This is a genomic window from Photorhabdus antumapuensis (assembly GCF_020387775.1).
GTDB classification, from domain to species: domain Bacteria; phylum Pseudomonadota; class Gammaproteobacteria; order Enterobacterales; family Enterobacteriaceae; genus Photorhabdus; species Photorhabdus antumapuensis.
The window spans coordinates 26,756-52,749 of the sequence record NZ_JAHZMK010000016.1 but is presented as its reverse complement, the minus strand read 5'-3'; the positions used below and the strand labels follow the sequence as shown (position 1 = coordinate 52,749).

The 25,994-nt window shown below is 44.0% G+C and carries 19 protein-coding genes and 5 pseudogenes; 17 read left to right on the top strand and 7 right to left on the bottom strand.

The window, feature by feature from the left end:
- The first annotated feature begins 8 nt into the window (after window positions 1-8).
- Genes pilO2 through KZ793_RS07215 form a run of 8 tightly spaced genes read left to right on the top strand, consistent with a single transcriptional unit; the run spans window position 9 to window position 7,452 of the window.
- Complete coding sequence (gene pilO2, locus KZ793_RS07250; protein WP_225814753.1) at window positions 9-1,310, top strand: type 4b pilus protein PilO2; 1,302 nt, start codon at window positions 9-11, stop codon at window positions 1,308-1,310.
- Window positions 1,297-1,782 carry a type IV pilus biogenesis protein PilP gene (gene pilP / locus KZ793_RS07245; RefSeq protein ID WP_225814752.1) on the top strand — a complete coding sequence of 162 codons (486 nt, stop codon included), beginning with the start codon at window positions 1,297-1,299 and terminating at the stop codon, window positions 1,780-1,782. The genes pilO2 and pilP overlap by 14 nt, the downstream gene beginning before the upstream one ends.
- Window positions 1,783-1,795: 13 nt before the next feature.
- Window positions 1,796-3,349 carry a GspE/PulE family protein gene (locus KZ793_RS07240; RefSeq protein WP_225814751.1) on the top strand — a complete coding sequence of 518 codons (1,554 nt, stop codon included), beginning with the start codon at window positions 1,796-1,798 and terminating at the stop codon, window positions 3,347-3,349.
- Complete coding sequence (locus KZ793_RS07235) at window positions 3,342-4,427, top strand: type II secretion system F family protein (protein WP_225814750.1); 1,086 nt, start codon at window positions 3,342-3,344, stop codon at window positions 4,425-4,427. The genes KZ793_RS07240 and KZ793_RS07235 overlap by 8 nt, the downstream gene beginning before the upstream one ends.
- 59 nt (window positions 4,428-4,486) lie before the next feature.
- Window positions 4,487-5,089 (top strand): type 4 pilus major pilin, encoded by a 603-nt coding sequence (locus KZ793_RS07230; RefSeq protein WP_225814749.1) that lies wholly within the window; start codon window positions 4,487-4,489, stop codon window positions 5,087-5,089.
- Entirely contained in the window at window positions 5,090-5,755 is a 666-nt protein-coding gene (locus tag KZ793_RS07225; protein ID WP_225814748.1) for a prepilin peptidase, read from the top strand.
- A 2-nt stretch (window positions 5,756-5,757) separates the two neighbouring features.
- Entirely contained in the window at window positions 5,758-6,987 is a 1,230-nt protein-coding gene (gene pilV / locus KZ793_RS07220; RefSeq protein WP_225814747.1) for a shufflon system plasmid conjugative transfer pilus tip adhesin PilV, read from the top strand.
- Between the two features lie 9 nt (window positions 6,988-6,996).
- On the top strand, window positions 6,997-7,452 hold the full coding sequence (locus KZ793_RS07215) for a hypothetical protein (protein ID WP_225814746.1): 456 nt from the start codon (window positions 6,997-6,999) through the stop codon (window positions 7,450-7,452).
- Between the two features lie 236 nt (window positions 7,453-7,688).
- Here the strand turns inward: KZ793_RS07215 and tnpC are convergent, their stop codons facing one another.
- Genes tnpC through tnpA form a run of 3 tightly spaced genes read right to left on the bottom strand, consistent with a single transcriptional unit; the run spans window position 7,689 to window position 10,258 of the window.
- On the bottom strand, window positions 7,689-9,260 hold the full coding sequence (gene tnpC, locus KZ793_RS07210) for an IS66 family transposase (RefSeq protein ID WP_225814745.1): 1,572 nt from the start codon (window positions 9,258-9,260) through the stop codon (window positions 7,689-7,691).
- Window positions 9,261-9,279: 19 nt separating this feature from the next.
- The gene (tnpB, locus tag KZ793_RS07205) at window positions 9,280-9,627 is read right to left on the bottom strand and encodes an IS66 family insertion sequence element accessory protein TnpB (protein ID WP_166291647.1); all 348 of its coding nucleotides are present in this window, start codon (window positions 9,625-9,627) and stop codon (window positions 9,280-9,282) included.
- Window positions 9,575-10,258, bottom strand: coding sequence for an IS66-like element accessory protein TnpA (tnpA, locus tag KZ793_RS07200; RefSeq protein ID WP_225814744.1), 684 nt, complete (start codon window positions 10,256-10,258; stop codon window positions 9,575-9,577). The genes tnpB and tnpA overlap by 53 nt, the downstream gene beginning before the upstream one ends.
- A gap of 106 nt (window positions 10,259-10,364) precedes the next feature.
- Between tnpA and KZ793_RS07195 the strand changes: the two genes are divergently transcribed.
- On the top strand, window positions 10,365-10,607 hold the full coding sequence (locus tag KZ793_RS07195; protein ID WP_225814743.1) for a hypothetical protein: 243 nt from the start codon (window positions 10,365-10,367) through the stop codon (window positions 10,605-10,607).
- Window positions 10,608-10,752: 145 nt separating this feature from the next.
- Here the strand turns inward: KZ793_RS07195 and KZ793_RS07190 are convergent, their stop codons facing one another.
- From KZ793_RS07190 to KZ793_RS07180, 3 genes are all read right to left on the bottom strand, one after another.
- Window positions 10,753-11,064, bottom strand: coding sequence for an addiction module antidote protein (locus KZ793_RS07190; protein WP_011145420.1), 312 nt, complete (start codon window positions 11,062-11,064; stop codon window positions 10,753-10,755).
- Between the two features lie 2 nt (window positions 11,065-11,066).
- Window positions 11,067-11,384, bottom strand: a complete 318-nt coding sequence (locus tag KZ793_RS07185) for a type II toxin-antitoxin system RelE/ParE family toxin (protein ID WP_011145421.1) — start codon at window positions 11,382-11,384, stop codon at window positions 11,067-11,069.
- A gap of 530 nt (window positions 11,385-11,914) precedes the next feature.
- Window positions 11,915-12,934: an IS110 family RNA-guided transposase gene (locus KZ793_RS07180; RefSeq protein WP_225814742.1), complete on the bottom strand. Its 1,020-nt coding sequence runs from the start codon at window positions 12,932-12,934 to the stop codon at window positions 11,915-11,917.
- Window positions 12,935-13,082: 148 nt separating this feature from the next.
- Between KZ793_RS07180 and KZ793_RS07175 the strand changes: the two are divergent.
- The 8 genes and pseudogenes from KZ793_RS07175 to KZ793_RS07140 form a co-directional block, all read left to right on the top strand.
- Window positions 13,083-13,386: pseudogene (locus KZ793_RS07175) on the top strand (transposase); the annotation flags it as partial.
- 540 nt (window positions 13,387-13,926) lie between these two features.
- A pseudogene (locus KZ793_RS07170) lies at window positions 13,927-14,583 on the top strand (IS1595 family transposase).
- A gap of 370 nt (window positions 14,584-14,953) precedes the next feature.
- Window positions 14,954-18,097 carry a hypothetical protein gene (locus tag KZ793_RS07165; RefSeq protein WP_225814741.1) on the top strand — a complete coding sequence of 1,048 codons (3,144 nt, stop codon included), beginning with the start codon at window positions 14,954-14,956 and terminating at the stop codon, window positions 18,095-18,097.
- Window positions 18,098-18,189: 92 nt separating this feature from the next.
- Window positions 18,190-21,393 (top strand): hypothetical protein, encoded by a 3,204-nt coding sequence (locus tag KZ793_RS07160; RefSeq protein WP_225814740.1) that lies wholly within the window; start codon window positions 18,190-18,192, stop codon window positions 21,391-21,393.
- Window positions 21,394-21,737: 344 nt separating this feature from the next.
- Window positions 21,738-23,540, top strand: a complete 1,803-nt coding sequence (locus KZ793_RS07155; protein ID WP_225814739.1) for a hypothetical protein — start codon at window positions 21,738-21,740, stop codon at window positions 23,538-23,540.
- Between the two features lie 62 nt (window positions 23,541-23,602).
- A pseudogene (locus KZ793_RS07150) lies at window positions 23,603-23,716 on the top strand (IS110 family transposase); the annotation flags it as partial.
- A gap of 74 nt (window positions 23,717-23,790) precedes the next feature.
- A pseudogene (locus tag KZ793_RS07145) lies at window positions 23,791-24,650 on the top strand (IS1182 family transposase); the annotation flags it as partial.
- Window positions 24,651-24,736: 86 nt separating this feature from the next.
- Window positions 24,737-25,621 carry an IS982 family transposase gene (locus KZ793_RS07140; RefSeq protein WP_225814738.1) on the top strand — a complete coding sequence of 295 codons (885 nt, stop codon included), beginning with the start codon at window positions 24,737-24,739 and terminating at the stop codon, window positions 25,619-25,621.
- 2 nt (window positions 25,622-25,623) lie between these two features.
- Here KZ793_RS07140 and KZ793_RS07135 read toward each other — a convergent pair.
- Window positions 25,624-25,929: pseudogene (locus KZ793_RS07135) on the bottom strand (IS982 family transposase); the annotation flags it as partial.
- Window positions 25,930-25,994: the final 65 nt, after the last annotated feature.

The window sequence follows — 25,994 nt, the reverse complement described above, 5'->3', positions numbered from 1 at the left end:
ATGAATCAATGAAAAGCATCGATTTAGAAATATCCGGTGATACACCCGAAGTCACGGTTGTACAGGCCGGACGCCATTGTTGGATCAGTGGCCTGCGTTGGTTGCCGTACATGAAGGTGAAACGGGGACACCGTAGAGGGCAACGTGTTCTTCCTCAATACACTGATGTACATCTGGTCGTGGGAAATCGAGCGGGGAGACGTCAGCAGACTACACGTATGATGGGAACGGGAATGATCAGGAAATTGTATTGCCGTCATACACCGTATTCTTTAGCCATCGCCTTTTTATCGCATTCCGGCCCAAACGGGTACGGGATTTACGATTTGGGCGAGGGGCAATGGTTATTTTTGGCGACGCAGAATGGTTTGCCGTCCGTAATGGCAGATATTGTCGGAACCCGCGAGAGTGTCAATGCAGCACTGTCCCGTTTTTTAACTTTTAACCCGGCTCCTAATAAAAGCTGGCGGGTAGTATCTGACCCTGATAATCCGGCGCACTGGCGCTCAATAACTTCTGCTTTGTCTGCTCATCAGTCTCGGATGTGTCGCCTGCAACGGCGGTGGAGGTCACCATTATTGTTGATGGCCGTATTCATCTCTCTGTTGATAGTCGTAGGGGGGTTATTACCGTTAGGAAAATCTCCCGATGAGATATTACCGATGACTGAAATTGTGCAGGTCAGGGCATCACAATTGTTTGAAGAAACGCCAAAACCTGTTGATTTACCTCATCCGTGGGCCGATAAGCCGTTGCTGCCCGCATTTTTGGCACGTTGTGTCATGATCAGTCGGACGATTCCAGTGTTATTAGCGGGTTGGCGCTTGACGGCAGGTTCATGCCGAAAAGATGGCGTCCGTCTTCACTATGAGATTATGCCTGGCGGTACAGCGGCTCATTTTGTTCAGCGTGTACAGACTGTATTTAATCAGTCACCGGTTTTTGATCTGGTTCAGGGTGCAAAAGAAGGCCGGATATTCCTGCCGTGGAAACCTTTGCCGGTTCGTGATGAAGCGGTGCCTGCGGTTTCAGTACAGTTGATGAAGATGGTTTCGAATTTCCAGCAATGGCAGATCCCCCTGACGTTAAATGAACTCACTCCAGCATCGGCATTACCGGGAGACGGGCAATCTATACCTGCCCAGGATTGGCGAGAATACCTCTTCAGCTTCAGTAGTCGGGTGATGCCAGCATGGCTATTTGCTGAACTGGATGAGACAGGGCTGCGACTGAACAGCGTCACGTTTACCCTGACCTCACAGGGACAGTTAACCTATCAGGCAGAGGGATACATTTATGCCCGGAAATAATATTGCCTTGTGTATCAGCTTGTTAAGTGGGCTAATTTTTATCAGTCCACCCGTTCGGTCAACAGAGGATAGCGCGCTTTCGGCAATGGGTATTACAGCGGCATCTACGGGTGTGACTGTGGGACAGTTAGAACATTTACAAGCGAAAAATCTGCTGCTGGAAGCTGAATTGCAGAGGGCAAAGTTACAACGCCAACTGGCAGAAAGTCAGCATTTGGGGTTGACGGGCAGTAATGATATTGATCTGCCGGTGACCGTACCGCCTGTGATAACTGCGGGACACCTTGTGACTCGTCCTGTGGTTCAGGAGATTTATGGTCGGGGAAATGCATTGCGGGCTAGCGTAAGTCTGCCGGGCCACGGTGTGATGGAATTAGCTGTCGGTGACGCAGTGCCTGGCACTCAGTTCAAAGTTAAGGTGATCACGCTTTCTGCGGTCACGCTAAGTGATGATTCGGTACTCACGTTCTGAGAGAAGAAAGGGAATGAAAGAAAGTCTCCAGATTAATGATGCCGTGTTGCTGTTATGTGAAGAACAACAGGCTACGGTATTAATTGACAACAATCGTCGGGGCGATCCACAGGTCCAGACTCGGGTCATGCAATTACTTGAAACTACACCAGAGGCCGAAATTCGCTTTGTCAATTTGTCAGAATTGCAGGCGAGCCGCCAGAAACAGCATCAGCGGACGAATGAACAGGGAGTTTGTCTGTCGGACTTAACTGATGTGAGTGAACGCCAGAAGCAGGTACTGATCTGTTTTGAACTGGCAAAAAAGCTGAATGCATCAGATATTCATCTGACTATCGGTCCAGGGCTGACCCGAATTGAAATGCGTATTCACGGTGAGCTGGAAGTTGTCAATGAACTGTCGGAAGAGGAGGGAATAGCACTGGCATCTACGATCATCCTGTCGATGTGTGATGTCACTGAAACGCAATTTTTTCCAGGCCGTCAGCAGGACGGGAGGATTAAAGCGGATTTTCTGCGTCGAGTACATTTGTATGGTGCCCGATACAGCCATACGCCAACAGCAGATGGGTTGTATGTTGTGATGCGTGTGATTGCTGATGATGGTGACAAAGTGCCTACACTGACACAATTAGGTTTTTTGCCTCAGCAAATCAAACTGGTTTCCCGTATTTTGCGACTGCCGGAGGGACTGATTGTGCTATCGGGGCCAACCGGCTCCGGGAAGTCCACGACATTACGCACTTTTTGTCGCCAGTATCTTGACAGGACAGGGGGCAAAAAGCGGTTATTGACCGTTGAAGACCCACCGGAGGGACGGATTGCTGGTGCTATTCAAACTCCCATCGTGTGTGACAAAAGTGATGAAGAGGCGGTCAGGCTTGCCTGGCACCGAGCGCTCACCTCTGCGCTGCGTCTTGATCCCGATGCCGTTATGCCAGGCGAAATGCGTGACCTGACCTCTATGTTAACGGCCATTTATGCTGCGCAAACTGGACATAGTGTCATGACGACTCTGCATACCAATAGTGCAGTCGGTATTCCTGAACGCATGATAACGATGGGGGTGAATGCAGGGCTGATTGCAGATGCACAACTGTTGATTGCGTTGATTAGTCAGCGTTTGGTACCGACATTATGTCCGCACTGTCGAGTACCTTGGGCACAGAAACAGGCTGTACTGGATGAGGAACAACGGGCTTATCTGATGCGTTATTGCCATGCTTCCGGTGTGTGTTGTGTGGAGAATTTATATTTTCGTCATCCTGAAGGATGTGAACATTGTTGCCAGACTATTGCCCTGAGCGGACGGGTTGTTAGCCGAGGAGTGACCGGTCGTAGTGTGGTGGCAGAAGTCATTAGGCCAGATGCCCGATTCTTTACCTTGTTGATGACTGAGGGAAAAGAGGCTGCGAGGCAACACTGGGTATCGAATTTGGGCGGGATTACTCGTCGTCAGCATTTACTGAATAAGCTGAATGCAGGGCTGATTGACCCATTGGAGGCAGACTTAGTTTGTCCGCTGGATGAGGATGATTATTTGCTGATGGAGCAGTGTGATGCGTGAAATGTCATGGGTCAGCCGTCTGCGCTATGTGCTAGTTCGCCACACTTTCTTACCGAGTTATCGCATCATTTTCTATGAGGCGTTGCGTTTTCTACTGGAAAACAAGATACCGTTATTGAAAGCATTGCGGCAGATACGTGATGTGTATACCCATTTCAATACGCATTGGCATCCATTTGTTGAGTTAATTGACGATTGCATCTCGGCGCTCACTGATAACAGTCAAACTAATACCTTGGAACATGTGCTGGCTGCTTGGGGGCCGGTAGAAGAGGCGGCGTTAATTAGTGCCGGTATGCGCAGCGGTCATTTGCCTGAAGCGTTGAGTCAGGCCATGACACTGATAGATTGCCGTCAGCGTATTCTGATAGTGTCGCTCAGAATGATGATGTATCCCTTGCTGTTAGTGCTACTGATGACGGGATTACTGGTGATCACAGCAACAGAATTGGTACCAACGCTAAGAAGTATTTCAGATCCGGAAAACTGGCAGGGTGTGCTGGCATGGCTGAACCGGATGGCGACATTCTTTGAGCAGGCTTTCCTGTGGTGTGGTGTCTTACTGCTCTTTTTTATTGTGGGCGTGGTGTATTCGTTGCCGCGGTGGGTCAATCGTCTGCGTCGCATAGCAGATTATCTTATCCCTTGGTCGGTCTATAGCGATATTCAGGGGGCTATTTTTTTACTGAATATGGCTTCCCTTTTACGTGCCCATGTTCAGACGCTGGATGCTTTAATTATCCTGCAACGCTTTGCATCTCCCTGGTTACAGATTCGTCTGGAGTCTATTGCTGATTGTGTCCGTGAAGGGGATCACTTTGGCCGGGCATTGCATCACTGCGGCTATGGTTTTCCGTCAAAGGAAGCGGTTAATTTTCTGTCATTGCTGACGGAAGGTGATGGCACTCCGGACATTATTGGGCGCTATGGTGAGCGGTGGCTGGACCAAACAATCACTCGGGTGAACAGGCGGGCCAATTTGGTCATGTTGAGTTCACTGTTGCTGGTTGTCGGGGCATTTATGTTGATCCTGCTGGCCGTCATGGAAATACAGAACATGGCTAACATCATGCAGTAGTTGAGCCTCCTTTTTAACGATTTTCTCCATAAAGAACCCTTTATATAAGGAATAAATCAATGCAGTACATGATGATACAAAAACAAGACAGAATGGCCTGTCCCCCTGAACGAGGTTGGGCTATTTTGGAAAATGGTGCGGTCGCTCTGGTTGTGATTGCCGTGATTACTGTAGTTTTGGGGGGAATTTATATGTTGTATGACCGCAAGGATGCGGTTGTGGAAACAACGAATCTGCAAACTATCATCTCCAGTACTCAGGGATTAATGAAAGGCAGTGGTGGCTATGAATTTAGCAACGCAGACAAGATGACCGGTATCCTGATTCAGTTGGGGGGCGTACCGAAGAGTATGACGGTTCGCGGCGATACGACCGTCGGTAATGCCACGCTGTGGAATACCTGGGGTGGTCAGGTTAAGGTCGGACCGATCAGCACGGGGGGATTTAATAATGGGTTCACGGTAACTTACGAGAGAGTCCCGCAGTCTGCCTGTGCTTCACTGGCGACTGGGATGAGCCGGGGAGGGAGTGCATCAGAAATCGCCATTAATAATACTCATCACGCTGATGGCAAGGTGACACTGGAAAGCGCCAGTACAGAATGCACAAAGAACAACGGTCGTACCGGTACCAATAAACTGGTCTTTACGATTAACGGTTAAATGAAGACACTGATTGCGGTTAGCTTTCCTACAGAATATACCCCTCTGGTTATGGTGACGTTATTTGTCATCGGATGCGTGCTACTTCGTCCTGTGAGTAAATTTTTGCACGAATACGGTATGTCGATGTGTTCAGGGCATCCGGTACCACGAATGGCTATCTGTCTATACATGGTGTCGGGCACATTGATGTTGTTATCACCTGCTCCGCTGATGGAACGGATAGCCGCACTGTTGCTGTTGAGTTTTTTGTTGCAATTATCGGTTATGGACGTTTTGAGTGGCTGGCTTCCTCGTCAGTTTACACTGGCTTGTCTGGTGTCCGGTGTATTGGTCAGTATTTCGTTGCAGTCAGTATCCATAACTCTTTTTGCGACGGTGCTTATGCTTGCTGGAATGGGGGTGTTGCGCAAGCTGATGAACTGGCACTCTCAATGTGAAGCACTGGGAATGGGGGATGTCTGGCTTATTGGCGCATTGTGTGCATGGCTGACAGGGTTACCGGCACTGATAGCCTGCATGATCGGTCTATCCGGTTTCGTGCTGTGGCATTTGGCACAATTACCTCATCGAAGTTCGAAAGGCGGGCCGCTGGGACCCTGGCTCAGTTTGGGGAGTGTGGTCATGTTGTTGGAGCGGTTATATCAGCCAATATGGGTAATCTAGTAATGACAGAAAGAAATGGCTGTGACGACAGTGAACCTGACCGGGGATATATGATGCTGGGAACTGCCGCTGGGCTCATGATATTGCTGATATTGGCAGCGTTGGGAACCCGTATTTATAACGATTATTTGACGGAGAAGTCCTGGCAGGTCATGGCGGTGCAAAGCAGTCGTTTCAGTGCGGCGTCGAAAGCTTATATTGGCCGTTATTACGATAGATTGCGGAATTCAGCAACAACAGCTCAGCCTGTGATTATCACCCCAGATATGTTGAGAAAAACGGGGCTGTTACCATCCGGATTCAAAGACACCAACAGTTCAGGACAGCGCTATCAGACCGCTGTAGTGCGAAATACCCAGGATCCGGCACTATTGCAGGCAATAGTAGTGACACAAGAAGGGAGTCCATTACCTTATAAAGCCCTGCGCCTGATATCGATGGATATCTCTACCGGATTGGGGGGATACATTCGGGATGGAAAGACGGCTACTGGCGCAATGAGTTCATGGACGGTGCCTTTAAAGGATTTTGGGATAAACAGTGGTGAAGGTCACCTGGCCGCGTTATTGAGCGCAGATGAGTTATCTGCTGCCCGTGAGGAGAGCGACCGATTGTACCGTTTTGCTGTCCCCGGTCGTCCGGAACTGAATAAAATGCATACTGACATTAACATGGGAGGCAACAACCTGAACAATACGGCTACCGTGCATGCACAGGTTGGACATTTTAGTGGCGATATCCGGGCGAATGCCGGCCAGTTTCAGGGGGATATTCGTAGCCACGATGGCTGGATTGTGACGACAAAGAATAAAGGCTGGTTAAATGAAACCTATGGTGGTGGTTGGGTGATGTCGGACAGCAACTGGCTTCGCAGTGTCAATAATAAAAGCGTTTATACTGAGGGGCAAATCAAAAGCGGTACCCTCCGGGCTGATGGGCGTTTGTCGACAGGAGAGTTTTTACAACTTGATAAAGTAGCAGTGGCGGGTACGGCCTGTTTACCCAATGGATTGGTTAGCCGCGATAGCAAAGGTGCCATACTGTCCTGCCAGTCTGGTCTGTGGACAAAAGCAGAAGCCACCTTGCAGCAGAATCAATGTTATCAGGATGGAAACTGGGGCGGACGTGATTTCTCTGAACACCGATGTAAGCCTGGATATTATGCGGCGGGGCTGAAATTTGTGGGTCACCAAAGGAGCGAATCAGCTTATGTCATTACCTGCTGTAAATGAAAACGTAACATGTTCATATATCTGATTTTTATTTTGGTGGTGTTGTGTTGTCCTTGTTTTGCACTGGTGAGCAGATTAACGCCCTGGCGGGGATTCATCTGTTCGGGTTTCCGGCACAGGAAAAAACGGTATTACGTCATTCATCTTTCCCCGACTGACAGGATAGGGCGTCTGACGCGAGGTCGAACCCGGTGCTTGCATGCGGCATTTGTTCGCGAACTTGAGGGGGCATTTTTGCGGGCAGACAGGGATATTCTGTTTCGTTCTCATTTGATGCGGCCTGCTCAGATACAGCTGACCTGTTCGGTTCTGGCGCATTACCCAACAAGGCGTTATCGGATGGTTAAAGTGGTGATCCCTCGTTGGGAGCGAACAGGGATTACATTACAAAACTTACTGTATGAATGGCGTTATGTTTCAACGGCTGCCCGTGGTGTTATGGTGGTGGTGAAACAGGAAAAATAACATCTTATATTCGGGGGTAATTTTCATTTTTTCATGTTGAATTTTTTATCGTCATCCTTTCTGGTTTTGCACAGTATTCTCCTCTGTATCGGGTAATCATATGATTAGACTCTAATCACTACTGAATAAGTCGCATTTCTGTGTCCGTTGTTTTGTCAAGTAACTCGATAATACTAAAAGTATGCCAAGCACAGTGCTAAATAAACGTAAGCGGCTCATTTGAACCGTATTGACGATTAGATATTGGTAAGGTTGAGTTTCCAGGGAAGCAGCTCATGTACCTTGTTTGATGGCCAGTCAGCTATATGGCTGATGACGTACCGCAACCACGCTTCCGGGTCTACACCATTAAGCCGGCAGGTGCCGATTAATGAGTACAGGATGGCCGCCCGCTCACCTCCGCTGTCAGAGCCCGCGAACAGCCAGTTTTTTCGCCCAACAGCGACGCAACGCAGGGCGTTTTCTGCGATATTATTGTCGATCTCCACCCAGCCGTTACGGCAGTACTCGTTCAGACTGTCCCATAACTTCAGCATGTAGGCGAACGCCTTCGCTGTCTCCGAGTGCCGCGACAGCGTTGCCATCTGCTGCTGTATCCAGTCGAACAACAACTGCATCAGCGGAGCGCTGCGCTCTTTTCTTAATGCCAGTCGTTCTTCTGCCGGGTTACCCCGGATTTCTGCTTCTATGGCATATAACTCACCTATCCGCTTCAGGGCTTCCGTCGTGACTGCTGTTGGCGAACGAACGTGAACGTCATGGATTTTACGCCGGGCATGCGCCATGCAGGCGGCCTCAGTGATATTCCCTGTTTCATACAACGCCCGGTATCCACCATAAGCATCTGCCTGGAGGACACCGCTGTAACCTGCCAGATGCTGTTGCGGGTGAACGCCTTTGCGATCGGCTGAGTACGCGAACCACACGGCCGGCGGCATGACCGAGCCTGCATTTCTGTCATCGCGGACGTACACCCACAGGCGTCCGGTCCGGGTTTTACCGCTTCCTGGCTCCTGAACGGGCACGGGGATATCATCGCCATGGACTTTGCCCGGCATCAGAACATACTGGCGTAACACATCGTACAAGGGTTCAAGAAGTTCACTCACCGCCCCGGACCAGCGACCCAGCGTGGCACGGCTTAACGCCACGCCCTGTCGGTTGTATATCTCCGACTGACGGTACAGCGGCATATGCTCTGCAAACTTTGCGGTCACGATCCGCGCCAGTAGTCCAGGCCCCGCATAACTGCGTTCAATGGGTTTGGACGGCATGGGAGACTGGACTATACCGTCACACCGACCACAGGCCAGCTTGGGGCGTTGTGTTTCGATCACTTTAAAGGCGCTGATGATGATCTCGAGTTGTTCTGAGATATCGCAACCCAGCGCATGCAGTTCCCCGCCACATTCAGGGCAGCTTTTTTCTGCCGGAGGGAGCGACTGTATTTCGCGGGGCAGAGTGGCGGGTAACGGTTTTCGTGACGAGGACTGCCGCAGCGCAGGAGGCAGTGCCGGGTCGGGTTGTTCACCCTGGATGTCGGCCATTTCTTCCTGAAGGTGACTGATGTGCTCCTGCACTTCGCGTATCTGTCGTTCAGTCTTCTGCCGTATTTTTTCTGAACGCTGGCCGAACTGCATACGTTGCAGTTTTACCACCAGGGCTTTCAGTCGGCTAATTTCGCTGGCATAAGAGGCCACCCGCTGGGACAGCAGGCGATTGTTTTCTGCCAGTATTTCGTTAGCGGCCATCTGCTCACGCAGCAGCACTTTCAGCTGGGCGATATCATCAGGGAATAAGGGAGTCATTCCCTCACTTTACCGCAAATTATATCCGTATGCCAGAGCGTTCCATCCGCTGCGGATGTTTCCAGTTTATGCCTTCAAGCAGCATGGACAGTTGGGCGGGAGTCAGATGGATTTTACCCTCACGGGTCACCGGCCAGACGAAGTGCCCACGCTCAAGCCGTTTGGTAAACAGGCACAACCCATCGGCATCAGCCCACAGTATCTTAAGCATATCACCCCGACGACCGCGAAAGATGAAGACCTGCCCGGAGAACGGATTATCTTTCAGTGCGTTCTGCACCTTTGAGGCCAGGCCGTTGAACCCGTTGCGCATATCAGTGATGCCTGCCACGATCCAGATACGTGTGCCTGCTGGCAATATGTTCATTAGACACCCCCTTCATTTCACTGATCAGCATACGCAGAAGTTCGGGAGTCAGTTCACCCCGGATGCGCAGTATGCCGGAGGGAAGCTCCAGTTCACAGCAAGGCTCCCTGTCTGCGGGTTGCTGCATAGCGGGGATCGGCGGTTTAACAGGCACAGTGATTTCAGACAGTGTAACGGGCAGGAGCAATGAACTGTCATCCCGGGGACACAGAAGTCCGCGTTTATAAAGGTGACGCCAGTTAAACAACAGGTTGTCGTTGATGCCGTGTTCACGCGCCAGTTGTGCGACATTGGAGCCAGGTTGCAGTGATTTTTCGGCCAGGGAGATTTTAAACGCGAGTGGAAAATTCGGGCGGCGTGACCGCTTGCGTACAACGGGCTCATCCGCTAAAACCGGCTCAGGGATATCAAGCCTGACGGCATTGGTACGTCCGGGGTAAAGCTGCGATTCGAGCTTGTCGGAGGTCATGTTATCAGGCAACGGCCAGCTAATTCCCTGCTTTTTGAAGCGAACAAAGAGATCGCAAATGGTACTTTTGGGGATCCCAAGCCGACGACCAACATCGAGCCTGGACAGGTGTTCATCAAAATGTAAGCGCAGTGCGTCGAGGAGCAGTGTCCGATATTTCATAGCGATAGTGTCCATTAGAAATGATGGACATTATTTTCCCCGAACCGGAGGTATACCGATAGACGGTCTAAATGAGCCGTTTACAAATAAACAAGGATGTTGTGGTATGACAATTGAAGTACCTCCTCTGTTGCCGACGTCTGAGGCTGAAATTGACAGCTTGCGGCAGGCGGTTTCTCAAAAGACCCAACCCAGATTGTTGTCGTTAAAAAAATGTCTGAGGTATCTGTCAATATTGCTTGTTATTGTCAGCATAGCGTTGCTGGCATTCGTGGTACGGCAGCAACATCATCAAGTTAGTGGAATTTCAGTCATTGATGCGAAATGGATCATTCCAGCATTTGCCTGATGAGGTGCAAGAGCTGCACGAACGGCTTGATAAAGCGGATACCGGCTTTGTCTCCCGTCAGGACTGGCAAATGTAAAAATAAGGCTGATGTGGGTTGAAAACCGTCGTTAATCACAGGCTTGACGGTTATAATTATCTGGCAGAATTAAGCTATTAATGCGATATGAGAGAATTGAAATCCTGTTGCTGCAACGACGTTACGCAAAGTTTTCAAAGTCGGATTGCCTTTAGGCGACAGCGTTCGGTACAGAGTCTCGCGTGAAACACCTGCCTTATCTGCAATCTGTGCCATTCCTCCTCGTGCTTCTACAACATGGCGTAATGCCATAAGAAATGCTTCCTGCCCGCCTTCTTCATCCATATCAACAAATGCCTGATGCAGATAATGCTGAGCAAACTCAGGATCTTCACGGAGAAGCTGCACCATTGCATCATCATGTAAACGTGCTTTGGCCATAATTACCTCTTCAAATAGTCCTTCAGACATTCAATCGCCTGATCTATATCGGCATCTTGGGTTCGTTTATCGCCCCCAACTAACAATAACACCACTTCACGACCAACTAAGCTGTAATACACTCTGTAGCCAGGCCCCTGATCTATGCGAAGCTCCCAGACACCCTCTCGACAAGGTTTATTATCACCAAAATTTCCGGTAGCCATTCGGTTAACCCGTGACGAGATTTTCGATTTAGCTATAGGGTCACGAATACCTTTCAGGAACTCCATATACAAGTCCCGGTTATCGGAGGTGAGATAATGTTTGATCGTGTTCATATAAATTATTGTATCTTTAAAGCTACGAATCTGTCAATGTAGCATCTTTCGGTACGAATAATGGAGAGCGTAAAAAACCGTGGGGCAATCATTTAAATGCTCCCCTCGGACGGCAGTTCTGAATGGCGAGCTAAAAAGCACAATTTGAACGTTGGTATCCCAGCATCAAAATTAATGAGCTAGTCGGAATATGGTTGATGGTTTTACATTAGCTATAGCGGCATAAACGCCAATGTAGTGCCCCACAGATTTTATGCTCTATATGAACGCATCCCGTTTGCAAGACAAAAATTACTCTGACATCGACGGTAGGTTGCAGCTCTATATCCGGCCTTATTACAGCCAGAGCTGCGGGCCTTGATGTAATCCGCTGACTGACTCCTCACTCTCCTAACGAGCTTTACGCTCAGAGCATAAATCAGGTTTAGCAAGTCACGGTCTTACCTGTCTTTGTCATCATTATCATTGCCTTAGCAATCTTTCTACATTCATCCTTGTAGTTAAAAGTGAAAGTTGATCAGTGAAACACCTCAGTAAGGTCTGACACTGACGTAATCTTTTTGATATTCCTGCTGATGGGCGACCAATGCCCAAACGGTACGAGCCAGCTTATTGGCCATCCCCACTATCACTACACAGACCGGACGGCGTTTTTTCAGCTCCGTCACCCACGGCAGCGGTGTTTTTGTCAGTAAGGTGGCCACTCTTGCACCGTGAATAAACAGGGTTCTCAGATAGGTATCTCCCCGTTTACTGATGCCCAGTAATTTGACCCGGCCTCCCGTTCCCGTTTGTTTCGGCACCAGGCCCAAATAGGCCGAAAATTCCCTGCCCGACCGAAACGCTCTGGGATCGCCCATCGTTGCGATGGCGGCTGTCGCAATTAAGACACCGACGCCGGGAATTTTCATAATTCGCTGACAATCAGCATTCTGCTTTGCCCACGTCGTCAGTTGTTTTTCCACCTGTTCAATTTGTTCATCGATTTCGTTCAAACGGTGGTATTGCTTTTCAAGCAGATTGAGTAGGAATGGTGCCAGTTTTTCCTTTAGTCGCTCAAGGACTTCAGGCATGGCTTTATCCAGCGAGGTTCTGCCCTTATGTACGGTTTCACCAAATTCCAGCAGTAAACCCTGTAACGAATTGATCTGCGCGGTTCTGAATTTGACGAGTTGATAGCGCATCCGGTGTAATGACAGAATGGCCTGCTGTTCTTCATTTTTGATAGCAACGGATTTACCGGGTTGCTGAATGGCCAGCCAAATCGCCCGGGCATCCTGAACATCGTTTTTATTTCCCATCCGAAATGCCCTGACAAACCGAGCCTTAAGCAAACGCACTTCATGTCCCAGCTTTCTCAGTTCCCGTGCCCAATAGTGAGCGCCCCCGCACGCTTCCATACCAATCAAGCAAGGCTCACGGTTACTAAAGAAAGTTAAAAAATCATTTCGTTTTAGTTGCTTGTCAATGAGTTCACCGGTGTATTCATCAACAAAATGAATTTGCATCAAATGTTTTGCAATATCGACGCCAACAGGAGTAAATTTCATGGGTGGATCCTCCAGTCATCAGGGAGCAACAGGCTTCCCGCTTAGGCACTATAAGGCCGGAAGTCTGAGAGGATCCATGCTTCACCTCTCAATTTCAGCACGGTGCCAAGGGCTAAGTGATTGGGATGCGCTCATTACATTCTCCTAATATCCGGTGGTCATCCAGTTCTGGCTCAAAAAGTGGGGGAATCTGTCAGCCTATTTTCGTTATCCGGCAGGCATCCGAAAGGTGATTTATACCACCAATGCGATAGAATCGGTGCACCACCAGTTCAGGAAGCTGATAAAAACCAAAGGGGCTTTCTTGAATGAAAACAGTTTGTTGAAACTGCTTACCTGGGCTAATGAATGCACAGGAAAAATGGACAATGCCTATTCAGAGTTGGAGTTTGACATTGTCCCAGTTGACCATTCATTTTGATGGGCGACTGAATAACGTGATGACGCTGTAATATTTTTAACGTAACACAAAATTCTGAACGCTCTTGATAATCTTCGTATTATGAGAGGCTTTTCTTTATCAAAATCCCTAGCTTTATTTTTGCATTATATCAAGTTATCCAAGTAAATAAATTTATTTTCTATTATGCTTGTATTTTGAAAATTGTAAGTTAATCTTAATAATTAAGTATTAGTTTTAATTCTTTGTGGTCTACCGCTGATTTCTGGATTAATGAGAGTGTTCCATTAATCAATTATTTGGATTCTATAAGTACTGGGTAACTGTCTAGGGCGGTAGCGTGCCAAAATAATCTCTAGGGTTGACTGGATAGATAAGAGAGCATAAAAAATCGAGGGGCAACATTGGTGTTCACGAGGGGGATGTTATAGTCCAAGATATTAAACTTATACCGAAAAATAGCTTAGATAAAATAGTTTAACAATTTTAATATACAAGAAAAAATTTCAAAATAATTTAATATTTCCAATAACTAAGGAAATATTATTGTTTGGGGCTGTCCTAGATAAGTCATTTGATCTAGGATATCCAAATGAGAAAAAGTCGGATTAGCCAATACAAGCAAAGATGTCTTCAGGAGCTCTTCGTTGCGGGGGCTACATCTCGCACTGCGGCAGAGTTAGTCGGTGTCAACAAGACGACTTCGGCTTACTATTTTCACCACCTCAGAGTCCTTATTGCTGATTATGTCGATGAATATTCCATGTTTGAAGGTGAAGTCGAGATAGACGAAAGCTATTTCGGTGGTAAACTCAAGGGAAAACGCGGACAAGGCTCCGCGGGGAAAGCCCCTGTTTTTGGGCTTCTTAAGCGAGGTGGCAAGGTTTACATCCGTCTAGTACCTAATGCTAAATCCGATACCTTAATGCCGATAATCACAGTAAAGATTAAGCCTGACCGCCGGGTCTACACAGACAATTTTGCCAGCTATGATGTGTTAGATGTATCCGATTTTAAACACTATCGAATCAACCATCGCACGGAGTTTGTAGACCCTAAAAACGGTTAAAACCATATCAATAGAATAGAGAATCTTTGAAACCCGGCCAAACGTCATCTGCGTAGATTTAATGGCATATCAAAGGAGCATTTTGAGCTCTTTCTCAAGGAATGTGAGTGGAGATTTAATACACCGGGTGTAAAAGATCAATTAAACATTCTAAAACAAATAGTTAAAGGGAAAATATAATCGTTATCTAAATAACTTTCCAAAATGGTGCTACACCTTATCTACTAACAATCCTATGTATAACAATGGGTTGAAGAAAGCCACGTGTAGCGAAATTATGAAACCTTATTTAGGACAGCCCCTAATTTAAAATGTACTTACCTATTTTTGCGTAATCTTTCGATAAAATGGGAGGATAATCCCATTTTTGAAATGCGATATCGTTAAATTGTTAGTAATTTTATATTCCATTCGTTATCTTATGATTATTAAGGAAAGTGAAATGATATCGTTACAACAGTAGAAAATAGAATCTATAGAAAATATCAGAACGTAAAAATTTACATCCATGTAATTAACCTTATGTTCTAATTATAGTGGGAGTTCTATTATGAAAAGTGGTCATTCGGGAAAACAAATAAACGAAGATAAAATTAATGATTATATTAATAATCTTAATATGTATATTGATAAGATTAACGACCAATATATTGCGTTGCAAACTCTTGTCCCAAACACGCCTGACGTTGTAACAGCAGTATCACTATCACCATTGAATACTAACAGTACCAACAGAAATTCAGAATTGACCTCCAGTTTAAAAGAGATTGTTAACTCCCCTCAAACACGGAGTTATCTGGATAATTCAGGATCGCACTTAGGATTGCTCTTATCATTTGGCGGCATAGCACCTGGCCTAGTAAGTGACGAGCAGCTTGGTATAGGTATCGGCGCAATGGTGGATTTAACTGAAACTCTGGCTATAGCACTTGCCATGGCCATTCCCATTCCAGGATTTAACATTGTAGTACCTCTAGTGCTGGGTATAGGTATTGGTTATGTAAATAATGAATTAACTGAAGCACCTAAGAATGATGCTTTGCAGAAAGCAATACTTGATGAGATGGCTATCGACGACTATAACCAATTAAAAGATAAGTGTAATGGCTTATACAACTTGCTCTGCGATCTTATTATCAGCACTATTGATTACTATAATAAAGGTCATAAAGATGAACAAATACAGGAGGAACTTAGGTTTAAATATGCTTCTATAGAAACACAGTTCATTTTTAATGAACCGAGTTTTCACGATGTTCGCCTGGGGAAGGGCACAGGTATCGAATTGGGCCTAAGGGCGCATTTTTTGAGTATAATGATGACAGTTTATTTTCATGTAATTGATAATATTTCCCTCTTTAGTAGTAATACTGAGTTCAAAACGCGTGTTGTTAATAAATTTAAACGTACTGTTTCCCGCATGTACAAGACTATTCAAAATATCTATAACGATGACTACGCCAAACAAAGTGTCAATTGCGAATATATTCAAAACATGTACCGATGGGGGTATAGATCATTTGTATCACAATGGGTTAAATATCAATTCACCGTGACCCATTATGCCAGCTTATCTCGTCGTAAGTTAACAAAAACAGATTTGCAGGATGACGTTTCAAAAAGCCTATCTTTTTCAAAACCATTAACTACTTGTTTTGCGGTGGATTTGGATGGAGGAGTAATGTCAAGTCCATTAGTCAATGAATATAACTCGGTAATAAGAGGGTGGTTAGAAAAGATAGTTGTTTATACAGATCACTTCCAAAACCATAATTTTATGCAGTGGTTAGCCAAGCATGTTTTGGGTCAATCGAATGATATTCGGTATACTAATTCCGTTAAAATGACGTATAAGGATCCGTACAGAGAAACTGGTAGCATAGCTAAAGAAGGTGAATGTCAGTCTATTACGTGTTCGTATCTAAATGAGACAATCGATCGTGCTATCATCATGCGTCATTCTCGTGACAATGTGGCGGGTATATCAGCCCATAACTTTCTTTTATCTGCGGAGACTCGGAAAAAGAATAAGAAAAATATTCTGATCGGAAACGATGGTAAAAAAGCAGCCTCTGAATTTGACATTGCCTATACTCCATTACTAAGTGTTCCCGACGAATCCTTTGGCCCAGCTACCTCAATGGAAAATATGGGAATAAAAATTAAAGAATTTTCTAAAAAAATAAAAGAGCTTCTTCATATAAGCAAATCTCAAATATGTACAATAACCACGTCACTTGATTTCCGAATTAACGGACTCCTCTTTCAGGCAGAAAAGAAATCCATCGCGGGGGTATCATTGGTACCACGAAAATTTAATCCAATAGTAAAAACACAACCGTTTTTCTTACCCAAAGGTGCCATCAAGCGGCAGGTGTTACCTATTTACCTAGACGGAGCTATCGGGTTCGCAGGTGGTTCCGGCGGCGTAAGTTTAAAAGCATGGCCGTTACTAGCATCTACTGCTATTTATATTCCGAAGGATGGCAGTGCAAGTTTTACCTTAACTTGTGATGATGATATCCATTCTGGTGGTAAACAGACCAATTGGAACGTAGCGATTATAGGGCAGACACCAAATGGTAACCTCCTCTCGCCTGTTACACTAACCATAACAGCAAATGCTCGGAATGATTCGGAAATAGTCGACGCCCCTTTTACTATTAATCAAGTAGCAGCAGTTCCCAACAAGGCTTATGATGGCGAACACCAACTGAGCGACTTCTGGAGTATAAATTCTTCTACCTGTGGTGTTTTAAATGAGTATGGGGTTGCTGTGCTAGATATTAACATGCAGCTTACTGGGAAAGGATTATCCTTACAGGTGTCGCCATCAATTGATTACATGGTATTGTCGGTTGTTTTAATACCCTGTGAACAACGTAAAACGGGTGATAAAAAATTGGTGTGTTTCTCTATACCCGACGGGGAATTTTCCCGGAAGGTAAAACTGCAAGGCCGTCAGAAAATAATAAGTGCTGATATAGATGTTTTTTTAAAGGGGCAAGTCGATGGAGTAGGGATTCCTCCAATCTCTAATATAGACCCTATTGATTACCTAGGTCGCAATGAGAACTATTTTTCGAGACCATCAGAGGCTAATAGAAACCAATATGAGTCTATATGTGATGCTTCAACATATGTGAAATTATCTAATAACTCGGTAGAGACTTTGTATCGGTGTTATTTTATACAGGGTGTGGTGTATTTGTATCCAAGTATGGAGGCGTCGCCAATTATTTTGCCGATATCCGGCGTATGGCCGTCGTTGGCTCCTTACGGGATGACAAATGATCTTGACGCAGTTTTTAACGTAGACTATCAAGATATGTCTATACTTTACGTATTTAAGGATGAAAAATACGCAGTGATTAAATGGAATACTCTTGGCGAAGGCGAAAAGGATCAAGTGTTGCAGACACCGAAAAATATTGAGTCAGGGTGGCCAACGTTCAAAGATACATGTTACGCCAGTGGAATTGATGCCGCTTCTCTTATTGGTATGAAACCAATTCCTGACGATGGAAAGAAAGCACTGGGATATTATTTGTTTATTTTTGGAAATACGTATTCTGTTGTTAGTCGGATAATTGATTATAAGAAGGCTAACTTGGGAGTAGATGAGGGAGTTAATGATATTATGATTATTGACACAGATCAAAAGACCTTACGTACCTTATTTAATAAATCTTAATGCTTTATTGACCTATCCATCAGATTTAGTTTACTGGAATAAGATTGTGTGGATAAAGCCGAGAACATATTTTCAGATGAAGGAAGTCTATAATGGTAGATAAAAAAATACCCGACATTGATGAAAATCACAAAAGTGACGATATTATTATTGATCCAAAGGAAAATTTCTCTAAGTTTGTTATCTACCTAGGAAAATACTTACTACAGGAATTCTATAATGATTTGTTTATACCGATGGATGATACAGATGTATTTGACTCAATGAGTCGTCGTGCATATGAGTGTCACCAAAAAGCAGAAGAATTAATCGATAAGAATGGTGATGGTCAGCATATTACTTTCTATAAAATCCTTCATCAAGTCTACATCATAGCCCTAGATTTGCTTTACTCTCGAACTGATTATCTAACTCTTAAGAAGAGTAAAGTGAATTCAACAACTTACGAAACTTATTCTGATGTAACTAAGATATTGGAAAATTTGAATAATGGGCTGTCAGTTAACGGTAAAGAACTTGGCTATCTTCAAACTATTGCCCAGGTCTTTGACATGCTATTAACACTCACTACAATTGATAAAAAGATAAAAGATGTGTATGCGCCATTTCAAGAAAAGTATGTCTACAAGGTGTTTGAAGAACATGTTAAATTAACGAAATCTTCCTTAAAAAAACAGCATACACCGCTAGGCTATTCTCGAGTTAGAACGATAGAGGAATGCAAAAGAAATGTATTTGATGATATACTTACATCTAAGGAAAAATTTTATTTGAGAGCGCACTTTTCACGTTTGTGTTTAGGTGCTTTAGAAAACCTCGTTCTCCGAAGAAACCAATTCAGTAACGACATTTTAAAAATAACGAAAAATCCGAGCAGCCTTATAGATAGGCTAAAAGCAAGCATACAAGCAAGGCTTATTCAGTTTAATATCGAAAATAAAGAGGTACCGCTAGATTCCTTTTCAACGGATTTAATATTTAGCTATAAGGAATCTGATAAAACTACTCATTATGACTCAATCTCACTAGATGAGTTAATTATATTTTATTCCTTCTTCGATAATAATTCACCTCTTTTAGTATATGATGGATTTAGACAAATATACTTGCCTGAATATATGACTGTACTATGGCCTAAAGAATGGACGGATAATTTCATATCCTTCTTGTCATCAGAGATGACTGAATACACCAGAAATACCTTTAAAGTACTTAGTGAGTTATACGTTGCTCAAGATACTAAAAAAGATATAGAAATTTATTTATATACTCCCGTTGAGTACATCGAGGCTGAACTCGAAAAGGCGAAAGATAAATTTCTTGTATCTAGAGATTTATCTATTAGTGATCATATATTCTTTAATTTGGTTGATAAACGAAAAAGAGAAAACATAAAAAATTATATCCCCCCTCTAAAGAGCCAAGAAAGTAAGGTATTCACACCGCTAGATATTATGTATGGTAAATTAAGGTTGTATTTAGAAATAAATGAAATGAAGGTGAATGATTTCTTTATCGGACGTGAACGTGCTGGTCTAAGTAACAGTAACAAGAAATTTATTAAATCGATATTGGATATTGACTACAAAAATCAGTATATCGAACAGGCTAATTTAGCGAAAGAAATAGGTATGCCTAATAGTGAAAAAATAGAAAATTTTGTTATTTACGCGTCAACTCAAATAAATTTTTTTTCTGGTGGTTCAGAAACCATATTTTGGAACTCTTATGCAGCGGGTCTATTCGTTTGCCCACTGAATATTGCACAGGATGAAAAATCACGTGAAAAGACATTGATAACTCCATTTATATCATCATGGAGAACACTCAATACAGAAAAACCATTTATTTTATTTTCCTTACGAGACCAGCATGGTATTACTTTCAATGGGTTAGAGGATTTTAAAAAGGAGCTAGAAGAGAATAATAATCTTCGCATTTGGTTTACTCTTCATTTCAACGGAGAATCAATAAAGTCTTTTTCTACATTTGAACTAGTTACTCTCTTTTTTAATGAAAAACTCTTAAATGAGGCTCTATCTGATAGGATAATAAAGACAATTTCGAGCAACACTGACCTATCCTGCCGTAGTTTCAATTTACGTCGTCTATTTGGTGAAGGGAAAGTGCCCCAGTGGGCATGCGGTGGCAGCCTTTCAGAGAAAGATATTATTAATGGATTTTATCATAATATCTATCATTCCATGATAGATATTGGAAAGACCCAAGCAGAAGAATTGATGATAGGTCATAGCCAAATTACCGAACTCAAAATATACAAAACAATAGAAGATATATTGGAAGTGTTAAACAAAGCAGCAGATGCGCTGATTGTAATAAAACCGCCTGCGGGCATTCCAATGAAAATACTGGCTACTCTTGCGGCTGCATACTTGCAGCAAATGACCGGTAAGCTTGTCAAAGAGGTTAAAGGTGTCGTGGCACATGCTCTTTATTCAAGTAATACCAGTGATCGAACTCTCTGGAACGATCAAAGGTTGTGTACAACTGTTGGCAATACAGTAATGCGAAAACAACAACGCATCCATAAAAATAAAGGCCGCCCGATTCGGGATGTCCCTCTGGAATATCAGAGGGCAACTGATTGTGTCCGTAACTATATTCAAAATCAAATTCATTTAGTGAACAGAAATATGGCGATCACAGGGCAGCCTGGAGTGATATCTTCATCGATAATAGACAAAGAGCAGATTGAAGAAAAAAAATACGAAAAAATTAGGAATGTTAATCTTCCTATAGACTCGGACGCTTGGTTTGAGGAGGATTTTCCTGCTGCTGATGAGTTAGACAAATACTACAAAGATAATGTGTGTGGAAAAAAAGGGGATATTTTTCTCCACGTTGATCCTATTTGGGATATTTTACAAAAGCACAATATAGAAACTATAAGTTTCCGTGCTGTGGTTCAATGGGATGCTCCTCTGAATTCAAGCACTTTTACTATTGATGAATTGAATAGCAATTTTGAAAAAAACTGTGCCATTGTTTGTAAATTTGATAACAAAAAATATGTTGTTGATCTAATGGCAAATTGGCTTAGCTATATGCTTCCGCTATTCTCAGAGCAACCTCTTATTCTTCCTGATGAACAGTGGGCGGGGTTTTATCAAAAAAGGCAAAAGGATGTGTTGGTCAAATACAGAGACTTTTCCTACCTAAAAAATGTTAGAGAATTCTTTGCTCATGATGTATTAGAACCTGCGAAGATTATCGATGGAGGTGTGGTTTTGAGGGCTCCTATTTGGTATATGGCTATAAGCAATCGGTGGCAATAGGGTCATGTATAACTGGTTTGTTGCGCAAGAAGCACATAATTCTACCCTAATAGGGCTTGTTTGAGCGATTGGTGAAGCTATAAGTTAGCACTTTACGTGGAATTTTGGCTCGGTTGTTGTGCTGGTTCCAGCATACACTGCCGAGGTGTCTATATCCGAAAGGAGCGTATTTTTATTAAAATTTAGCTGTCAAAAAATAGTTTTGAATTCAAATTCGTTTCTGACGCAGATGATAGATTTGATATGACTATTACACTCGGATTAGTGAGCGCTGGATAATTTGAATACTATCACACTGGCTGCTAGAAATGACTCTGCTGATATGAAATACAAGGATAATTGAAATGCCCATTGCCCGTATACCGATAGAGATACAGAACAACTCTTCCACCAATGTCATGATTGTTATTGTTGACCCAGACAAGCAGAGTGAAAAGGATGATATAATTTTTGCCCGTGGCGACGTTATCTATGATAACGATATGCCTCTTTTTCCAGGTAACACGGTTACAGTCACAGCCCGGTTCATAACTGGTGGCCGTTTACCTGCCATTATTTTTACTGATTGTCACAATTTTACACCATTAGACATGTGCTTCCTGAGTGATATATCGGATGACAATACAGAGAAGAAATTTGTATTGACGGATAATCGTATTGCCGAATTAAAAAAGCAATCTAGTAATATAAAAAAAATATACTCTGATGTGACATCTCAGCAACGCCACATCTGCATAAGTTATTATATTAAAATGGCGCGGGAAAGTCAGTCATGGCATGACATACGGGCAGATGTTGACAAGGATGTGGCTGGTGCATTGTCCCTTGACCCTAAAAAATTAGGAAATACTGAGCTAGTTTACTCATATATGCAAAATTGTTTATATAGCTTTTTCCAGGATACTGAGCTCATATCACCAGACAAGAAAAAGATGCAATTTTTTCTCTATAAAATTGCGGACATCGACCCAACGGCTGATGCATTTCCTCGACTGAAACAAATGGGGGAGATTATGCTTGACGCAAGTCAAGTGAGTGAAATCTATGACCTGTCAAAGGTACAGGGTGGTGTTACAAGCTCGTATACTGAACAGGGGAAAGCCGCTTCCTCCTGCCAATTAACGTACGCTAGCGGATGGCTCAAAGGTCATGACGGTAGTAAACAAATCAGTCTCATGAGGATGTTTTTACATAAAAAGGATATCTTAGGCTCATCTATAAAGACAACACAACAGGATATTGCATCCCCTGTACTCATAGGTCATCTTGGTTCAGATGTCGTGATGGGTATACCATATGAGCTCGCGGCCGACGAGATTTCGCTGCCCAATACAACTGGTCCAGTTACACCTTGGCTAAGATATGCGGTTATTGCGCAGAGCATGTTGGCGGGAGCAATTATAATGGTGGCTGCGGTGTGTTATATTCTGAGGTGCGCTCGTTTTGGCCGACAACGAAATGAGTTAGATCAGAGCAGGAACCGTAACGGCGGGCATCAATCAGACAATATTCCATTGATGCAATTACGTAACAATATTGAAGACGAGCAGGGTAGGGAAAATCAAGAAACCAATAATCGGTTGAATGAAGAAGCAGGAGAAGATAACACTCCGTTTAGTAATGAAAAAAAACATAATTCTGATGCTAGAATATCTACATCTGACATTAAAATATCTACAACAGAAAACTTATCTAACGCATGGATGGAAGCCAGATATCTCTCCCAAAATGTAGATAGGATTATGAATGAGGTAAATAGCCTGCGAGATAACACTGATGATTCGAGTGTAAAAGAAGATCTAGAGACTTTTAGCAAAGAAGTCCAGAACGTAAAAGAGTTGTTGGTAAAGAAGAATGACGCACTTGTGAAAGAGTTAGATACAGTATTGAATATAAATAAAAATTTCAACTATAAGGAAACTGTTTCATTTACTCTGAAAAACTTAAAGGAAATAATCATTAAGACACGTAAATTATCGTCCGACTTTATCACCGTTCTCGACAAAAATGTAATGAAAAATGGAAGCAGTAATAATGAACTTACTGAACTTTCAAAGAAGTTCGACAACTTAATAGATAAATTGGAAAAAGTCCAAGAAGAGACAAAGACAATTGAGAAGAGAATTGAGCCTGATATGCTGGTTTGAGTATCTGTTTAAAATTAAGTTAATTAACGTGAGCTTCACTTAAGAAGGGAACTAAGTGCCTGTGTGCCGGCGCGCATTTTATGGCAAGACGAATAAATGATTTAGTCCATGAAGCTAAATTAATTTCACCGCAGTTTGTCCGGCCTTTCGTTAAAAGTAATAAAAATGATCAGATCATTGACAAAGTGCTGGTTTTTTATCCGGCACTTTGTTTTAATGAAATTCCGTTCACCAGACGGAGCTTGCCGCCATGTTAAGAACACCGCCTCCCCAAACTTTCCCGCCAGAAACCCTCTCGCTTGACGAGCTGGTCCCCAAAAACCATCGGGTCCGTCAAGTCGATGCCGCCATTGATTTCGAATTTATCCGTGAATGAGTTGCCCCGTTATATTGCCACGATAATGGCCGGCCTGCTATCGATCCGGTCAGGCTGATTAAGATGATGTTACTGGGCTATTTATTTGGCATTCCCAGTGAACGCCGTCTGGTACAGGAAATTCAGGTGAATGTGGCTTACCGTTGGTTTCTGCGCCTCGGACTGACAGAGAAAGTGCCTGATGCTTCAACCCTGAGCCAAAACCGCCGCCGTCGTTTCAATCACAGCGAGGTCTTCCAGCAAATTTTTGATAATATTGTTGAGCAGGCCATCGCCAGAGGGCTGGTGGGGGGACGGATACTTTATACTGACAGCACTCACCTGAAAGCCAGTGCCAATTCGCATAAATCCAGGAACGAACAACGTGCTGTGCCCCCTGCCGCCTATTTTGACGCACTGGATAACGCCGTCAATGAAGACCGGGCAGCGGCCGGAAAAAAAGTCTGAAGCCAGCCCTTAAGGAACGGCAGAGAAAGACGAAGGTCAGCACCACTGATCCGGACAGCGGATTTATGCACCGGACCAATAAACCCAGGGGATTCTTTTACCTTGACCACCGTACGGTGGATGGGCAAGTTGGGATTATCACCGATACTTACGCGACACCGGGCAATGTCCACGACAGCCAGCCCTTCATTGAACGGTTGAAGCGCCAGCTTAGCCGCTTTTGTCTCAGCCCCCTTGCTGTTGGACTGGATGCGGGGTACTTCACTGCCCCGGTTTGTTACTTAACCTGAGGTTTGCTTAAGAAAGGAACTCAGTGCCTGAAGCACGATCAAAGTTTTTGTCAAAGAAAACAAAATCGTGGAGATCCTCAGGCATGTCTAATTTAGAAGAACTTTACTGTGACGTCGATGACTTTTGCCAACAATTTATGCCTCTCTGGCATCAACAGTTAATTGACAATGGCCTGTTCAAACGTCGCCGCAATGCTTCCCTTTCTCTCAGTGAAGTCATGACGATACTCATTTTATTCCACATGAGCCATTATCGTGATTTTAAAACGTTTTATATTCAGCATGTTAAACACTATCTTCAGGCCGATTTTCCCCGGTTGGTCAGCTACTCCCGGATGTTAACCTTGAAACAAAGGGCGCTCATTCCTCTTTGTGCTTTTCTTTCGTCACGCAAGGCCCAAACCCAGGGGATCGCCTTTATTGATTCAACCAAAATTGCTGTTTGTCACAATCTCCGTATTCCCCGTCATCGCGTATTTGAGGGCGTCGCACAGCGAGGGAAAACCAGTACCGGCTGGTTTTATGGCTTTAAACTTCATCTGGTTATCAATGATTGTGGTGAACTTTTAGCGGTTAAGCTGACCTCAGGAAATAAAGATGATCGTCATCCCGTCAAAGCGCTGGTACAAGGGTTAACAGGGTGTTTGTATGGCGATAAAGGGTATTTGTCACAGGCCTTGTGTGATGAACTGGAAGCAGAAGGAATAACGTTAATCACTCATGTCCGCAGTAACATGAAGGCAAAAGCGTTATCTCTGTGGGATAAGCTGATGTTAAGAAGGCGATTTTTAATAGAAACGGTTGTGGATCAGCTCAAAAATATTTCTCAGATAGAGCATTCAAGACACCGCAGTCAGCTCGGTTTTTTATTGGAAATCGTTGCGGGCTTAATTGCTTATACATTCCAACCGAAAAAACCGAGCTTGAATTTACGGGATGGTGATATCGCTATTTTTAAACGAAGCTGAGGTTGAGTCAGATAACTGCACAGTGGAACCAAAACGGAAGGCGCGACACTGACAAAACGGGTATAACTGAGCAAGGTTGGAAAATCGTGATGATGATATTTCCAAATATGATCCAGATAAAAATGTTTAAAATTACGGTAATGCGACAGGTGAAAGAGGATCAATATAGTCATAATTTCACTGTGATACATATGACCTTGCCTGCGCCGCAGACGATACCCGTTGTCGAGACAAAATTGCGCCCATTGAGGAATAAAAAAACGGCAAAAGTCATCGACATCGCAGAAAATTTCAACTAATTTGTTCATTGCCTGTTCCTCCCCAGAGCGGTTTTTGGTGTGCACCAAAACTTTGCTCTTGGAACAGGCACTTC

Bases quoted from the DNA above. Each gene is read 5' to 3' on its own strand.
- KZ793_RS07225 (WP_225814748.1), top strand. From the start codon at position 5,090: ATGAAGACACTGATTGCGGTTAGCTTTCCTACAGAATATACCCCTCTG.
- pilO2 (WP_225814753.1), top strand. From the start codon at position 9: ATGAAAAGCATCGATTTAGAAATATCCGGTGATACACCCGAAGTCACG.
- KZ793_RS07180 (WP_225814742.1), bottom strand. From the start codon at position 12,934: ATGAAATTTACTCCTGTTGGCGTCGATATTGCAAAACATTTGATGCAA.
- KZ793_RS07235 (WP_225814750.1), top strand. From the start codon at position 3,342: ATGCGTGAAATGTCATGGGTCAGCCGTCTGCGCTATGTGCTAGTTCGC.
- pilP (WP_225814752.1), top strand. From the start codon at position 1,297: ATGCCCGGAAATAATATTGCCTTGTGTATCAGCTTGTTAAGTGGGCTA.
- KZ793_RS07215 (WP_225814746.1), top strand. From the start codon at position 6,997: ATGTTCATATATCTGATTTTTATTTTGGTGGTGTTGTGTTGTCCTTGT.
- KZ793_RS07230 (WP_225814749.1), top strand. From the start codon at position 4,487: ATGCAGTACATGATGATACAAAAACAAGACAGAATGGCCTGTCCCCCT.
- KZ793_RS07155 (WP_225814739.1), top strand. From the start codon at position 21,738: ATGCCCATTGCCCGTATACCGATAGAGATACAGAACAACTCTTCCACC.
- KZ793_RS07160 (WP_225814740.1), top strand. From the start codon at position 18,190: ATGGTAGATAAAAAAATACCCGACATTGATGAAAATCACAAAAGTGAC.
- KZ793_RS07165 (WP_225814741.1), top strand. From the start codon at position 14,954: ATGAAAAGTGGTCATTCGGGAAAACAAATAAACGAAGATAAAATTAAT.
- tnpB (WP_166291647.1), bottom strand. From the start codon at position 9,627: ATGAACATATTGCCAGCAGGCACACGTATCTGGATCGTGGCAGGCATC.
- tnpC (WP_225814745.1), bottom strand. From the start codon at position 9,260: ATGACTCCCTTATTCCCTGATGATATCGCCCAGCTGAAAGTGCTGCTG.
- tnpA (WP_225814744.1), bottom strand. From the start codon at position 10,258: ATGAAATATCGGACACTGCTCCTCGACGCACTGCGCTTACATTTTGAT.
- KZ793_RS07185 (WP_011145421.1), bottom strand. From the start codon at position 11,384: ATGAACACGATCAAACATTATCTCACCTCCGATAACCGGGACTTGTAT.
- KZ793_RS07190 (WP_011145420.1), bottom strand. From the start codon at position 11,064: ATGGCCAAAGCACGTTTACATGATGATGCAATGGTGCAGCTTCTCCGT.
- KZ793_RS07140 (WP_225814738.1), top strand. From the start codon at position 24,737: ATGTCTAATTTAGAAGAACTTTACTGTGACGTCGATGACTTTTGCCAA.
- KZ793_RS07195 (WP_225814743.1), top strand. From the start codon at position 10,365: ATGACAATTGAAGTACCTCCTCTGTTGCCGACGTCTGAGGCTGAAATT.
- KZ793_RS07240 (WP_225814751.1), top strand. From the start codon at position 1,796: ATGAAAGAAAGTCTCCAGATTAATGATGCCGTGTTGCTGTTATGTGAA.
- pilV (WP_225814747.1), top strand. From the start codon at position 5,758: ATGACAGAAAGAAATGGCTGTGACGACAGTGAACCTGACCGGGGATAT.